Below are 14763 nucleotides of genomic sequence, written 5' to 3' on the forward strand. Positions count from 1 at the left end.
ACCTCTTGGAGGTTTTTGGTGCCGTGTTGTTCGAGTTCGGCGCAGACGTGGTCGAGGGCGGCGGCGAATACGGGGTTGGTTGCGTAGAGTTCCCGCCCCATGCCGGAGTATTGGGCCCCCTGCCCGGTGAAGAGCATCGCCAGACGACCACCGCCATCCGCGCTGCCGATCCTCACTCCCTTGGGGACCTGCCCCTCGGCGAGTCCGTCAAGGGCTGAGGCCAATTGGTCCCGATCGCCGCACGGCACTGCCGCGCGATGCTCGAACCGGGTCCGTGTGGTGGCCAGGGAGTAGGCGACGTCCAACGGGTCGGCACCGGTGCGTTCCATGTGCTCACGCAGACGTGCTGCCTGCGCCCGCAATGCCCCGTCGGAGCGGGCGGAGAGCAGAAGCATCGGCGACGCGGAGAAGAGGCGTGACTCGTCACACTCCACAACGAGGCCACCAGGCTTCCCTTCAGCCGGCCTCGTCGCCCCGTCCAGCTCCTCCAACACCACATGGCAGTTGGTCCCTCCCATCCCGAACGCACTGACCCCGGCCAGCAGCGGGCCACTCTCTGCGTCCGACCGGAGCTCTGCGTAGCCCGTCTGTACCTTCAGCCGGAGCCGCTCCAGTGGTATCGCCGGATTGGGCGTCTCGAAGTTCAGGGAGGCGGGCAGGGCCCGTTCGCGCAGGCACAGCGCGGCCTTGACGAACCCGGCGATACCGGCGGCACCCTCCAGATGCCCGATGTTGGTCTTGACGGAGCCCACCAACAGCGGCATGTCCGTCGGCCGTCCCGCGCCGTACACCGCGCCGAGCGCGTGGGCCTCGACCGGGTCACCGGTGGGGGTCCCTGTTCCGTGCAGTTCGACGAACCGCACGTCCGCGGGGCGTACTCGGGCCTGGGCGCATGCCGCCCGGATCACTGCCTCCTGGCCGGCGCGGTCCGGGACGGTCAGCCCCGGGCCGCCGCCGTCGTTGCCGGTCGCGACGCCTCGTACGACGCAGTAGACCCGGTCGCCGTCGGCCAGCGCGTCGGCGAGGGGCTTGAGGACGACGACGGCGCCGCCTTCGCCGCGTACGTAGCCGTTGGCGCGGGCGTCGAAGGTGTGGCAGCGGCCGTCGGGCGACAGCGCGCCCATCCGCTCCATGGCGGCCGAACTCTCCTCGGCAAAGACGAGGTTGACGCCTCCGGCGACGGCGATCCGGGACGTTCCGGATCGCAGGCTCTCCACCGCGAGGGCCACGGCGACCAGTGAGGAAGACTGCCCCGTGTCGACCACCAGGCTCGGCCCGCGCGTGCCGAGGACGTACGACAGCCGGTTGGCGATCATCGAGTGCTGGAGGCCGGTGGCTGTATAGGTGCCGGCCGGTGCGCCGACGCGATGCAGCAGCGTCGCGTAGTCGTCGTTCATGGCGCCGACGAACACGCCGGCCGTCTCACCGCGCAGTGACTCCGGCACGATCCCGGCGTCCTCCAGGGCCTCCCAACCGAGTTCCAGCACCAGGCGCTGCTGCGGGTCGGTGGCGGCGGCCTCGCGGGGCGACATGCCGAAGAACGCGGCGTCGAAGTCGGCGGGAGAGTCGATCACGCCGCGCCGCCGCCCGTCGGCCGCCCGGCCCACCGCCTCGCCGCCGCTGCTCAGCAACCGCCAGAATTCCGCCTTGCCCGGTGCGCCCGGAAAACGGCATGACATACCGACGACGGCAATGGCGTCAGACCGGTCTTCGCTTTTCTTCGTGCCCTGCGCCTCTTGCGCCGCGGTGTCACCATGCTGTGCCATGGAATTCCTGCCCCTCCGATACGCCCGCGACGGACCAAAACCAGAACTCGCTGAGTGACTCAACAACACGGCGAAGGAACGCCACAACGCTGCCGCGGCGAATATGTCAGGTTCCGGGAAGAGACGAGTCGGAAGCCGCGAACGCGCCGGACGTGCCGGAAGACGGAGACGGCGAACGGGCCCGGACTCGGTCTTGACCAGGGTTTTCGAGTGGAGTCGTCAGTGTGTCAGGTCCGTCTTGGCGACGGACCCGCCGGTTCGTACACTCGGCCGGCATCGAGGGTCCCGAATACCTTTCGCAAGGAGAGTGCCGATGGTCGACAGCGTGACGGAGCCGAAGGAGCTCAATAAGGACGCGAACGCCAAGGAGCTGCTCGACTGGTTCACCCATAACCGGACCCACCATCCGGTTTTCTGGGACGATGGCCGTCAGGCATGGCAGGTCTTCCGCTATGACGACTACCTGACCGTCTCGAATCATCCGGAGCTCTTTTCCTCGGATTTCACCGAGGTCGCGCCGACCCCGCCCGAGTTGGAGATGATCATTGGGCCAGGCACCATCGGTGCGCTGGACCCGCCGGCCCACGGCCCCATGCGCAAGCTGGTCAGTCAGGCGTTCACGCCCCGGCGGATGGCCGCTCAGGAGCAGCGGATCAAGGTGATCGCCGAGGAGCTGCTGGATCGGGTGCGCGGTCGGGAGATCATCGACGTAGTCGGTGACATCGCCTACACACTGCCGGTGATCGTCATCGCGGAACTCCTGGGCATCCCGAGCAGCGACCGTGACCTTTTCCGGGAATGGGTCGACACCCTGCTCTCCAATGAGGGCATGGAGTACCCCGATCTCCCCGACAACTTCGCGGAGACGATCGCGCCCGCACTGCGGGAGATGACCGAATATCTCCTGGGGCACATCCGCGCAAAGCGGGAGAGTCCCACGGAGGACCTGATCAGCGGCCTGGTCCAGGCCGAACAGGACGGCCGCCGGCTCACCGACCTGGAGATCATCAATATCGTCTCGCTGCTGCTGACCGCAGGGCATGTTTCGTCAAGTACTCTGCTCAGCAACCTCTTTCTGGTACTGCAGGAGAACCCGCAGGCATGGGCGGATCTGCAGGCCGACCGCGAGCTGGTGCCGGGCGCGATCGAGGAGACGCTGCGCTATCGCAGCCCCTTCAACAACATCTTCCGTTTCCTCAAGGAAGACACCGAAATCCTCGGTTCCCCCATGCAGAAGGGGCAACTGGTGATCGCCTGGGGCCAGTCGGCCAACCGCGATCCCGAGCACTTCCCGGACCCCGACAGATTCGACATGCGGCGCTCCGGCGGCACCCGCCACATGGCTTTCGGCCACGGCATCCACCACTGTCTGGGCGCTTTCCTGGCCCGGCTGGAAGGCAAGGTGCTGCTGGAACTCATGCTGGACCAGATCACGGGGTTCCGTATCGATCACGACAACGCCCGCTACTACGAGCCGGATCAGCTCACCGCGAGGTACCTGCCCGTCCACATCGAGTGGCGCTGACGGGAGCCGCCGGCCCCGGGCTTCGCGGTCCGCGTGACGGTCGTGGAGTCGCGCCCGCCTGAGAGGAGCGCCGCCATCGCCGAGAAGACAGCCGAGTCGTCCAATGCCGTTCGTGTCGGCAGGATCAAGCCGTGCCGGCTGATCCGACTGGAACAGCACATCGATCCGAGGGGCAGCCTTTCCGTCGTCGAGGCCGGCACGACCGTGGACTTCGCCATCGAGCGCGTCTACTACATGCATGGTCAGAGCGAGTCCTCGCCGCCTCGCGGACTGCATGCGCACCGCACCCTGGAACAGCTGGTGATCGCCGTGCACGGTGCGTTCTCGATCACGCTGGACGACGGTTTCCGAAGCATCACCTACCGGCTGGACGAGCCGGGCGCGGGACTCTACATCAGCCCCATGGTGTGGCGGGTCCTGAAGGACTTCGCCGCAGACTCCGTCGCCCTCGTACTGGCCTCCCAGCACTACGAGGAGTCGGACTACTACCGCGACTACGACACCTTTCTCCGCGACGCCTGGAGCCTGAAGTGACCGAGGCCTTCACCGTGCCCTTCGTCGACCTCGCAGCGACATACCGCGAGGTGCGGGCCGACGTCGACGCGGCCCTGGCCCGGGTGGCCGCGTCCGGCCGCTATCTGCTCGGCGCCGAACTGAAGGCGTTCGAAGCGGAGTTCGCCGCGATGTGCGGGAACGAGCACTGCGTCGGCGTCGCCAGCGGCACCGACGCGCTGGAACTGGCGCTGCGTGCCCTGGGGGTCGGCCCCGGTGACGAGGTGGTGGTACCCGCGCACACCTTCATAGGCAGCTGGCTGGCCATCTCCGCCACCGGCGCGCAGCCGGTGCCCGTGGACCCGGACCCGGACGGGCTGTCCATGGACCCCGCCCGCGTCGAGGCGGCCGTCACCCCGCGGACCGCGGCCGTGATGCCGGTCCACCTGTACGGCCATCCCACCGACCTGGACCCGCTGCTGGCCGTCGCCGAGCGGCACGGCCTGGCTGTCGTGGAGGACGCCGCCCAGGCCCACGGCGCCCTCTACCGGGGGCGGCGGATCGGCTCCGGCCACGTGGCCGCGTTCAGTTTCTACCCCACCAAGAACCTGGGGGCCATGGGGGACGGCGGCGCGGTGGTCACCGGGGACGTCGCCCTGGCCGAGCGGATACGGCTGCTGCGCAACAACGGCTGCCGCGAGCAGTACCGGCACGAGGTGCGCTCGCCCCACTCCCGGCTCGACGAGTTCCAGGCCGCCGTCCTGCGGGCCAAACTGCCGCGCCTGGTCGCCTGGAACGCCCACCGGAGCCAGGTCGCCGCCCGCTACACCCGGGCGCTGGACTCCGTCGCGGGAATCACCGTTCCGGCCTGTGCGCCCTGGGCGGACCCGGTGTGGCATCTCTACGCGATCCGCAGCCCCGAGCGCGACGCGCTGCGCCGCAGGCTGCACGCGGCCGGTGTGGAGACCCACATCCACTACCCCGTACCGCCGCACCGGTCGCAGGCCTATGCCGACGACGCGGCCGGCGGGCCGGAGGGCACCCACCCGAACAGTGAACGCCTGGCAGCCGAGGCACTCAGCCTGCCCATGGGGCCCCACCTGGGCCGGGACGCGGTCGACGCCGTGGTGGACGCGCTGCGCGCCGCCGCCGAGCCGGTCGACGGCCGGCTCCTGCCGGTGAAGGGGCGGACATGACCGAAACCACGCGACGGCGTCCCGGCACCGACCGCGGTATCAAGGGGATCATTCTCGCCGGCGGAGGAGGCACCCGGCTGCGGCCGCTGACCGGGACGCTGTCCAAGCAGGTGCTTCCGGTCTACGACAAGCCCATGATCCACTACCCGCTCTCCGTGCTCATGCTGGCCGGCATCCGCGAGATCCTCGTCATCTCCTCGCCCGAGCACCTCGATCTGTTCCGGAGGCTGCTGGGCGACGGGTCCCGGATCGGCCTGGACATCACCTACGCCGAGCAGCCCGAGCCCCACGGCATCGCTCAGGCCCTCACGATCGGCGCGGGTCACATCGGCGATTCGCAGGTTGCGCTCATCCTCGGCGACAACATCTTCCACGGCCCCGGCTTCTCCTCCATCCTTCAGGGCAGCATCCGGCATCTCGACGGCTGCGTGCTGTTCGGCTACCCCGTCAGCGACCCACAGCGATACGGGGTCGGCGAGATGGACGACCAGGGGCTGCTGCTGTCGCTGGAGGAGAAGCCCGCCCGTCCACGCTCCAATCTCGCCATCACCGGGCTGTACCTGTACGACAACGACGTTGTCGACATCGCCGCGGACATCAAGCCGTCCGCGCGGGGCGAACTGGAGATCACCGATGTCAACAAGGTCTACCTGGAGCAGAAGCGGGCCCGGCTGATCGAGCTGGGCCGCGGCTTCGCCTGGCTCGACATGGGCACGCACGACTCCCTGCTCCAGGCGGGCCAGTACGTGCAGTTGCTGGGGCAGCGCCAGGGGGTGCGGATCGCCTGCATCGAGGAGATAGCACTGCGCATGGGCTTCATCGACGCCGATGCCCTGTGGACGCTGGGCCGTGAACTCGGCACCTCGGCGTACGGCGAATACCTGATGGAGGTGGCGTCCCAGGCGGCCGGAAGAAGCGGCCTCACCGACGGTCTCACGGCCCCCACGAGCCGGGAGCGTGCGGACCGGACGTGGCGGGAGCCCCTCAGGAAAGGACGATGACCTCCGTGTCGACATCTGCGGATCTGCGTAACCTGTCCGACCTGTGGCTCCGCCGCTACCGTCGGAGCACCGCGCCCGTGGTGCGGCTGGCCTGTTTCCCGCACGCGGGCGGATCGGCGAGTGCCTTCCTGCCGCTGATCCGGGAGCTGCCGCAGGAGGTCGACGTGCTCGCCGTGCAGTACCCGGGTCGGCAAGACCGCCGGGCGGAGCCCCTGATCGACAACATCGAGAACCTGGTCTCCCCGCTCGTCGAGGTGCTGCGGTCGCAGACCGGCCCGCCCCTGGTGCTCTTCGGGCACAGCATGGGGGCCACCGTCGCCTACGAGGTGGCGCGGGCCCTGGAACAACGGGGGGTGGGGCCGGCCGCGTTGGTGGTCTCCGGCCGCCGGGCCCCCACCACGAACGTCGGGAGCCTGGTGCACCTGTACGACGACGACCGGCTCATCGACGAACTGCGCTCCCTGGACGGCACCGACCGGGGCCTGCTCGCCGATCCCGAACTCCTGGAGTTGGTGCTGCCCGCGATCCGCAACGACTACCACGCGGTGGGGAATTACGTCCACCGTCCGGGCACACCGCTCTCCTGCCCGCTGACGGTGCTCACCGGCGCCGCCGACGCCAATGTGAGCGCGGGGGAGGCGTCGGCCTGGAGCGACGTGGCGGCGGGCAGCACGCACGTGCACACCTTCCCGGGCGGACATTTCTTCCTGTTCGAGCGGGCTGCCGAGGTCTGCTCGGTCATCATGGGCGCCATCGCTCCGCTGCTCCCGGGAAGGAACCGGGCGGCCCGACGCCCGGAACCCGGGGCGGTGGCCAAGGCCGACTACGTCGACCGAAGCCGCACGGCCGAGCGGGTGCGCATCTCGGCCGACGCGACCGACAGCCCGGTGCACCCGATGGCGGACGTGTCCGGGTGGCTGGACGGCTACGCGCGGGCGCACCACTTCCATGCCGAACCGATCCCGTTCGACCGGCTCAGGCGATGGTACTTCGAGCCCGGCACCGGCGACCTGCGCCACGAGACCGGGCGCTTCTTCGCCGTCGAAGGGCTGCGCACCAGCTCGGACAGCAGCCCCGCCGACCAGGTGCAGCCGATCATCGCGCAGCCCGAAGTGGGCCTCCTGGGCATCCTGGCTCACGAATTCGACGGCGTCCTGCACTTCTTGATGCAGGCCAAACCGGAGCCCGGCAATGTCAACGGGCTGCAATTGTCGCCCACGGTGCAGGCCACGCGCAGCAACTTCGACGAGGTGCACCACGGCCGTTCGACCCCGTTCCTCGACTGGTTCATCCAGCGCCCGGACCGGCGTGTACTGGCCGACAGCATCCAGTCGGAACAGGCCGACTGGTTCCTGCACAAGCGCAACCGCAACATGGTCGTGGAGACCGATTCGGTGGTGGATGCGGACGACTCCTTCCGTTGGTTGACACTCGGTCAGATCCGTCGGCTGATGCTGCGGGACGACCTGGTCAACATGGACACCCGCAGCGTGCTGGCCTGCCTGCCGACCGCGGGCGGGGCGCCGGACGGCGGGGAGGGGTTCGCGGATGCGCTGCGGCAGTCCTTCTACGGGAAGGCCGAGCCGCTGCACGAGCCGCACGCGGTCACCAGCTGTCTCACCGATGTGCGGGCGCTGCGGATCCTGCGTCAGCAGAGTGTGCCGCTTGAGCAGGTCTACGCGTACGGCTGGGAGCGGACGGAGACCACCATCCGGCACCGTAGCGGCCGGCATTTCGAGATCATGGCCGTCGAAGTCACCGCGGAACAGCGCGAAGTGGCGTCGTGGACCCAGCCGCTGCTGCGGCCCTGTTCCCAAGGGCTGGTGGCTCTGATCACCCGCCGCATCAACGGCGTGCTGCATGCCCTGGTGGCGGCCCGGTCCGGGGTCGGTACGCTGAACGTCGCCGAATTCGGCCCGAGTGTTCAGTGCAGGCCGGCCGAGCCGTGCGGCAGGGCGGTCCCGTACCTCGACTACGTCCAGGCCTGTGGACCCGAACGGATCCGGTACGACGTGGTCCATTCCGAGGAAGGCGGGCGCTTCTATCACGCGCGCAACCGCTACGTGGTGATCGAGGCCGGACCGGACGTCCCGGTGGACTGCCCGCCCGGCTTCCGATGGGCGACCCTCGGGCAGCTCACCGAACTGCTCGCGCACGGAAATTACCTCAATGTCGAACTCCGCACCTTAATCGCCTGTGCGCACGCAACCTACTGATTCCGCAGATTTGTTCGACAATGTGCGATTCCTGATGAGGCCGCAGCTCGCAGTCCGGGCTGCGGCCTCCTCGTCTTCGTCAGCGCGACTTGATTTCGTATCCGAGGTCAGGGCATGGTGGCGGCGAAGTAAAAAGAGGCAGTAAAGTGGCGCTGTTGGGGTTCCGGCAGGAAATGGCTGCGTTCCGGAGGCGCCCACCTAGGAGACACATGGCTGAAAATCGGCCGGGACGCAGGCGCGTGGCCGCATCGTATCCCCTCGGGACGCGGCAGCAGAACCCGATGCAACGGGCGGGTCGGAGTGAAGCCGACCGCAGGAGAAGGGTTCACGGACAGAACTTCCTCATCGACCGGGAAACAGTTCGGCGCTTTGCGCGATTCGCCGATCCGGATCCCGGGGAGGTCGTTGTCGAGATCGGTGCCGGGAATGGCGTTATCACACGCGAGATGGCGCGATTGTGTCAGCGAGTGGTGGCCTATGAAATCGACCGGAGCTTTGCGGACCGATTACGTCAGTCGACCGCTGCGGATCCGCGGATCGAGGTCATTACCGGCGACTTCTTGAAGTCCCGGCAGCCCGAAGGGGCATTCTCCGTGGTCGGCAACATCCCGTTCGGCAACACCGCGGACATCGTCGACTGGTGCCTGAACGCCCGCCGGCTGCGTACGACCACCCTGGTCACCCAACTTGAATACGCACGTAAACGCACCGGTGGCTATGGCCGCTGGTCGCGGTTGACCGTCTCCACCTGGCCGGAGGTGGAATGGCGGATGGGCGAGCGGATCAGCCGCCAGAGGTTTCGGCCCGTCCCCGCCGTCGACTCGGCGGTCCTGCGACTGGAGCGACGGCCGGAAACGCTGATCCCGCCACGTCTGATGCATGACTTCCGGGACCTGGTGGACACCGGGTTCACGGGCAAGGGCGGTTCGCTGGACGCCTCGTTACGCCGTCGCTTCCCGCCCCGACGGGTGGCCGCTGCGTTCCGGACGGCCCGCCTGGAGCGGGGCGTGGTCGTCGCCTACGTCACCCCGAACCAGTGGATCACCCTCTTCGAGGAACTCCTCGGCCGCTGAGCCGTCGCCTGTGCGGGGCGTGCCGACGGCACGCCCCGCACAGGTCCGCCCGCGAGCCCTCAGGGGGCGGCGGGTACGGAGGGCTCGGACCTCGACGTGGAGCCGGTGTCCGCGGCCCGCCGCGGCCGCCCCAGAGTCCGCATGATCGGTTTCTCCACGAAGAAGTGCAAGAAGGCGGACAGCCCCAGCGCCAGTGCGAAGGCGAGCACGGTCAGCCCGACGGCTGCCGGTGTGTCCCACTGCCGGAAATAGCCCTCGGCCCCGCCGGCGAAACGGTGGCCGTACTGGATGATCAGGTAGTGGACGACGTAGAAGGCGAAGGTGAGTTCGCCCAGCAGGACCATCGTCCTGGTGCCCAGCCAGGATCGGGCCCCCCGCACGTCACCGGCGGCCATCGAGGCGAGCAGCAGCGCGATCACCGGGATCGTCACCGCGCCCGGGTCGAAGTGGTTCGGCACCAGGAACGTCACCGCGAAAACCGCGGTGAACAGCGCGACGCAGGTGAGGGGCCTGGGCCCCTTCCAGTGCCCTCGGATCACGATCTGGGCCATGAGCATCCCGAGTACGAACTCCAGCAGCCGGACCGGCGGGAACATGTAGATGAACCACCACCGCAGCTCCGGCATGTTCGCGTCCCACGGCAGCGGAGCGCTGGTCGGCAGAAGCAGCGCGACCAGGGGTATGGCGACGATGGCGGCGGACACCCCGGCCACCCACCTCCACAGCCGGTCCGTACGGATCTTCGTGAGGAACGCGAACAGGAACGGGAACATGGCGTAGAAGAAGAGCTCGCAGGACAGCGACCACGCCACCGGGTTCATGCTGCCGTACTCGTGGTAGTCGGGGAACCACGACTGGATCAGCAGCAGGTTCGTGACCAGGCCGTCCCATACCGATCGGCCCATGTTGGGCTCGTTGAGGGCCAGCACGATCAGCAGCGTCACGAGGAGCACGGGCAGGTGCAACGAGTACGCCCGGACCGTGCGGCGTCGCCAGAAGTTCAGCCGGGACTTGTCGGGAAGACCGGCCCAGGTGAGGACGAAACCGCTGAGCATGAAGAAGAACGTGACCGTCAGCGGACCCAGCCGGTTCAGCGGGAACTGCAGGACGGAATTGATCTCGGTGTTCGTGAAGAACGGCTGTGTCGATATGTGGGACGTGAATACCACCAGAGCGGAGATGAAGCGCATCCCGCCGAGCGTGGGGAGATGTTTCGGCAGTGGCATGTGAGGACCTCGCGGCGGGCGGACGGATGGAAGCAGATGTCTAAGCCACCGGTCACCCGGGGGGAAGCCGTATCTGACATAGAGCGGGCTCCGCCGCACGATGTGGTGTGCTCCCACCGCTGCTCGGTCGGCGATGGTGGTTTCGTCACCGTCCGCGACACGTATGTCATCGTCCGGATACACGTGTGACGGCTTGCCGCTGGCGCGGTGTGCGATATGCGTGTGAAAAGTGTGTGGCCTCGGCACCTGGATTCACGGAATGACATACCTGAGGCTGACCTGCAAGTCTTGGAATTCAAGCGCCTTGCGAGGGTCATGATGATCGGTATTTCGTGTGGCTCAAAACCGTCGGACTGCAAGGTGGCCGCCGGCGCGGACGACGACTTCGATTCCCATGTCACGGAGACCTGCTCGGAGCTGTTCAGCTCACTGCGCCGGGCAGACCAGCGGAAAAGAGGCGAACAGTACGTTCGCGGTCTGCTCACCGCCCAGGGACGCAAGACCGCCCGGAACCTCGCCGCGTTTGTCGGCGAAGGTGCCGCGGATCAGAATCTGCACCACTTCGTGGCCGGATCGACATGGGACTGGCGTTCCGTACGCGCCGCTCTGGCCCGCTATGTCGACCAGATGGTGTGCCCGGATGCCTGGGTGATCCGCCCGATGGTGGTCTACAAAGGGGGAGGGCGATCGGTCGGTGTGGGCCGGCGTTTCGTTCCGGACCTGGGGCGGGTGGTCAGCTGTCAGCAGAGCTACGGGCTCTGGCTCGCCTCCGACACCATGGCGGCACCGGTGAACTGGCATCTGACGCTGGGCCGTGAGCCGGGCGATCGCCACGACCGGCAGCTCAGTGCGCATGGCGAGGAGGAGCAGTTGGCTGACATGGTGGCGGAACTCGCCCGCGCCAACCGGGCGTTGGCACGCCCGGTGGTGATGGACGCGCGGATCGCCGCGCTGCCCCGGATGGTACGAGCGCTCACCGCGGCCGACCAATCGTTCCTGTTACGTGTCAGCGGCGACCTTCCGCTCGCCCCCGCCGGCCTTCGCGTTCAGCCGGGCCAGCCTCCGCAGGTCGCTTCGGCCCAGCACCTCATGGAACAGCTGAAGCGACTCAGTCGCCCCGTGGAGTGGCAGGGGTCCATCAGTTTCGTCGCACCGTACACCGTGGTGCTGACCGGTTCGCTGCCTCAGCGCACCCTGTTGCTGCTGGGGGTGTGGCGAGCCAACCGCAGGCGCCCGGCGGATCTGTGGCTCACCGACCTCACCTCCTGGAACCGCGGCGCACTGCTGCGGTTGGCATCGTTGACCGCGCGCGTGGACACCGACTTCGCCGGGGTCAGCGTGGGCGTGGGGATCCGCGACTTCGAAGGCCGCTCGTTCCAGGGCTGGCACCGGCACGTGACGCTGGCATCGATCGCGCACGCGCTGCGGCTGTCCGAGAACGGCGCCCGACGCGGACGCCTGGAGCCCTCCCTGGCCCGGTGACCGGGCCGCGGGCGCGGCCGCCAGGACCGGTGCCGCGCCCGTCACACCCGGTCGGCCGGCCGTTGCCTCGTCCTGCGGTTGCGCTCGCCCGTCAAGCGGCCCCGCGCCGAACGCACCTGATGCAGCCGCAGTGCGAGCTGGATGTCCAGCACGCGCTCCGGGGTCTGCCAATTCTCGCCCAGGAGCTGCGAGATGCGCTCCAGGCGCCGGGACACGGTGTTCGGATGGACCTGGAGGATCTCCGCGGCACGGGTGGGGCTCCTGCTGGACTCCAGAAAGACCCGCAGGGTGTCGACGAGATCGGTGTACCGGTCGCTGTCGTAGTCGACCACGGGACCGATGACCTGGTTGATGTACCCGGGCACGTCGTTGTCCTCGGCCAGCAGCATGCCGAGGAAGCCGAGGTCCGAGGCGCACGCGGTGCCGCCCTCGCCGCCGAGGGCGAGCAGTGTTTCCATGCACTGCGCGGCCTCGCGGTACGCGTCGCCGACGGCATCGACCGTGTCGGCGGGCCCGGCGGCCCCCACCGTGACCGGATGGTTCACCCGCGCCGACAGCTCCCGGCGGGCTTGCTGCGCCGCAGCGTCCGGGTTGTCGCCCTGCACGAGCAGGACGACCGAGTCGGCCCGTATGCTGCGCAGTCCGCCGAGTCGGCGCGCGTAGGCGGTGGCGCACGCCGCGAACTCCTCGGTGACCTGCCCGGGCCCGCGTGCGACCAGAACGACGTGGGGGCGCCCGAACGTGAGGGAGAACATCAGGGCGCGTTCCCGGCGCAGCTCGGGAGAGGGCGCAGCACCGACCAGCTCGTCGAAGAACTCCTGGCGGTATCGGTTCTTGGCCGGATTCCCGCGCCGCAGCCGCATATGCAGCGAGACGGCCTGAGAGATGACGACGAGCAGGGGGACGACGGCGTGCTCGGCCGCGTCGTCGGTGTCCGCCATCAGGAATCCGGCGTCCCATGCCTCGGGGTCCAGCGCGACCAGCCAGAAGCCGGAGGCGACTCGTACCGGGCGGCCGGAGCCCAGCGCGCTGCGACAGGCGGTGCGCAGGTCGGCGTGGGCGACGCGACGCAGCCGCCCGTGCTCGGCGAGCCGCTCGCCGAGCACGCCGCAGATGCCCACCCCGCCGCCCAGCGCGTCACCGGCCGTGCGCAGCAACGCGTCGAGCCCGCTGCCGTCGAGGAGGAGCGCGATGAGGTCCGACTGGAGCCGTGACGATCCACGGGTCGCCGCCAGGGCGGCGCTGGCGCTCGACACGTTGGCGCGCAACTGCCGTATGTCGCCGTGCAATTCTTCGACCAGGCTGACCCGCTGCATGGTGGCGGCGGCGAGGTCGGCGAGCGCACCCAGAAGGGTGACCTCGTTGGGGCTCAGGTACCGGACGTGGCGGTCCGCGACGAACAGGACACCCAGATGGTGGTCGCCCACGCGCAGCGGCACTCCGAGGACCGCACGTAGACCCTCCGCCCGGACGATCTCGTCGGTGACGTCGTCATGCGGGATGCCCGGATCGGCCAGGTAGTCGGAGGTCCAGAAGGGTGCCTGGCGGGCGCGCACCATGGCACCCAGCCCACTGTCCGCGGGAATCTTGAGCCCGACGAACAGCGGAGTGGCGTTCCCGTCCGCGCTCTCGACCACCGTCCCGGGGCCGCCCTCCACATCCGTGAGGACATAGGAGACGCCCGCCTTGAGCAGCAGCCGGGCCCGGCGGGGCACGGCGTCGAGGAGGTCCCGATGGTTCCGGGCGCCGGCGAACTCGTGCGCCGCGTCGACCAGCGTGAGCAACTCGGCCTCGCGGTCACGGCGATACTCGATCAGCGAGTGCGCGGTGAGCGCGAGTCGATTCAGCCGCTCCATGTGGCGTAACCGCTTTTCGTTCGCGCCCTGGCGTTCGGCTCGCGCGACGAGCTGGTCGTATTCTGCCCGGGGTGCGGACCGGGCCACTAACTCCAGGAACGCCAAGGAATCCTCTACCTGATTCTCGGCGTCTTCCCCGTCCGCAGAACCCAAATCGCCCATATACGCCCCCGCCCTTTGCATTGCCCAGTCTTTATGAAGGCTAGGTGGCGGCATTGTGCTTGTCCAGGGGGCCTCCGGAATGCGAAAGGTGCCGGGGATGCGTGAAATCGCTGTGTGTGTACCGTGCGCGGAAGGCTATCGATTCTTGGCCGCGGTGTCCGGCGCAGATGTGTCCGGAATTGGATGGCGAAACCGTAGGCACTCCGTGTAGGAGGGCAGGATGCCGCGGTCCGCGGCGGCGCCGAGCGTGGGGGCCGCAGCGTCCCGGGCGGACCGGATTGGCGGTTCCGACAGTGCCCAGGGCAGGCCCAGTTCGGGGTCCAGCGCATCGATGTCGATGATGGTGCCGGGTACGTATTCCCGTGTGCACAGGTAGTTCATGCAGGTGTCGTCCGCGAGCGTGAGGTAGGCGAGGCCCAGCCCGTCGGCCAGGCACAGCGCGGTGCCGGACTGCGCGTCCTGCTGTACGACGTCGTGGGCGCCGAAGGTCGGGGAGCCCACCCTCAGGTCCACGACGACGGTCAGCGCGGCCCCCCGCACACACGTGACGATCTTGCCCTGGCCGGGTGGCAGCGTGGTGCCGTGGATGCCGCGCAGGACGTTGCGCCCGGACACCGTGAAGTGGACCTGCCGGACCTCCAGGGGCTGCCCGGTGGCGGCCAGCAACGCCTCGTGCCGCAGTGCCTCGTAGAACCGGCCCCTGTGGTCCGGTATCGGCTCCGGCTCGACACGGTACGCGTCGAGCACCGCGGTCTCGGTGATGAGCAT

Annotated in this window: 11 protein-coding genes; 7 read left to right on the forward strand and 4 right to left on the reverse strand. The window is 68.6% G+C overall.

The genetic code is table 11. The annotated features are described in order from the left end of the window. Positions 1-1766: type I polyketide synthase (locus ACIHCL_RS33285; protein ID WP_399867900.1), on the reverse strand; the 1766-nt coding region annotated here is incomplete at its 3' end. 313 nt (positions 1767-2079) lie between these two features. On the opposite strand from ACIHCL_RS33285, the gene ACIHCL_RS33290 reads away from it, so the two are divergent. From ACIHCL_RS33290 to erm, 6 genes are all read left to right on the forward strand, one after another. Then, positions 2080-3291, forward strand: a complete 1212-nt coding sequence (locus ACIHCL_RS33290) for a cytochrome P450 (protein WP_399867902.1) — start codon at positions 2080-2082, stop codon at positions 3289-3291. A gap of 33 nt (positions 3292-3324) precedes the next feature. Further along, positions 3325-3825: a sugar 3,4-ketoisomerase gene (locus tag ACIHCL_RS33295; RefSeq protein WP_399867904.1), complete on the forward strand. Its 501-nt coding sequence runs from the start codon at positions 3325-3327 to the stop codon at positions 3823-3825. Beyond that, complete coding sequence (locus tag ACIHCL_RS33300; RefSeq protein ID WP_399867906.1) at positions 3822-4979, forward strand: DegT/DnrJ/EryC1/StrS family aminotransferase; 1158 nt, start codon at positions 3822-3824, stop codon at positions 4977-4979. The genes ACIHCL_RS33295 and ACIHCL_RS33300 overlap by 4 nt, the downstream gene beginning before the upstream one ends. Positions 4980-5017: 38 nt before the next feature. Then, a complete protein-coding gene (gene rfbA, locus ACIHCL_RS33305) occupies positions 5018-5980 on the forward strand; it encodes a glucose-1-phosphate thymidylyltransferase RfbA (RefSeq protein ID WP_399867966.1) in 963 nt (320 codons plus the stop codon). 5 nt (positions 5981-5985) lie between these two features. Next, on the forward strand, positions 5986-8196 hold the full coding sequence (locus ACIHCL_RS33310) for an alpha/beta fold hydrolase (protein ID WP_399867907.1): 2211 nt from the start codon (positions 5986-5988) through the stop codon (positions 8194-8196). 281 nt (positions 8197-8477) lie between these two features. After that, the gene (erm, locus tag ACIHCL_RS33315) at positions 8478-9269 is read left to right on the forward strand and encodes an ErmE/ErmH/ErmO/ErmR family 23S rRNA (adenine(2058)-N(6))-methyltransferase (protein ID WP_399867968.1); all 792 of its coding nucleotides are present in this window, start codon (positions 8478-8480) and stop codon (positions 9267-9269) included. 59 nt (positions 9270-9328) lie between these two features. Here erm and ACIHCL_RS33320 read toward each other — a convergent pair whose 3' ends face one another. Then, complete coding sequence (locus tag ACIHCL_RS33320) at positions 9329-10495, reverse strand: acyltransferase family protein (RefSeq protein ID WP_399867909.1); 1167 nt, start codon at positions 10493-10495, stop codon at positions 9329-9331. 360 nt (positions 10496-10855) lie between these two features. Between ACIHCL_RS33320 and ACIHCL_RS33325 the strand changes: the two genes are divergently transcribed. After that, positions 10856-11977 (forward strand): IS701 family transposase, encoded by a 1122-nt coding sequence (locus tag ACIHCL_RS33325; RefSeq protein ID WP_399867910.1) that lies wholly within the window; start codon positions 10856-10858, stop codon positions 11975-11977. 41 nt (positions 11978-12018) lie between these two features. On the opposite strand, the gene ACIHCL_RS33330 is transcribed toward ACIHCL_RS33325, so the two are convergent. Both ACIHCL_RS33330 and ACIHCL_RS33335 read right to left on the reverse strand, forming a co-directional pair. Beyond that, complete coding sequence (locus ACIHCL_RS33330; RefSeq protein WP_399867912.1) at positions 12019-13833, reverse strand: helix-turn-helix domain-containing protein; 1815 nt, start codon at positions 13831-13833, stop codon at positions 12019-12021. A gap of 297 nt (positions 13834-14130) precedes the next feature. After that, positions 14131-14763: a dTDP-4-dehydrorhamnose 3,5-epimerase family protein gene (locus ACIHCL_RS33335; RefSeq protein WP_399867914.1), complete on the reverse strand. Its 633-nt coding sequence runs from the start codon at positions 14761-14763 to the stop codon at positions 14131-14133.

The sequence above is a fragment of the Streptomyces sp. NPDC052042 genome (assembly GCF_044548345.1).
In the GTDB taxonomy this organism is placed as follows: domain Bacteria; phylum Actinomycetota; class Actinomycetes; order Streptomycetales; family Streptomycetaceae; genus Streptomyces.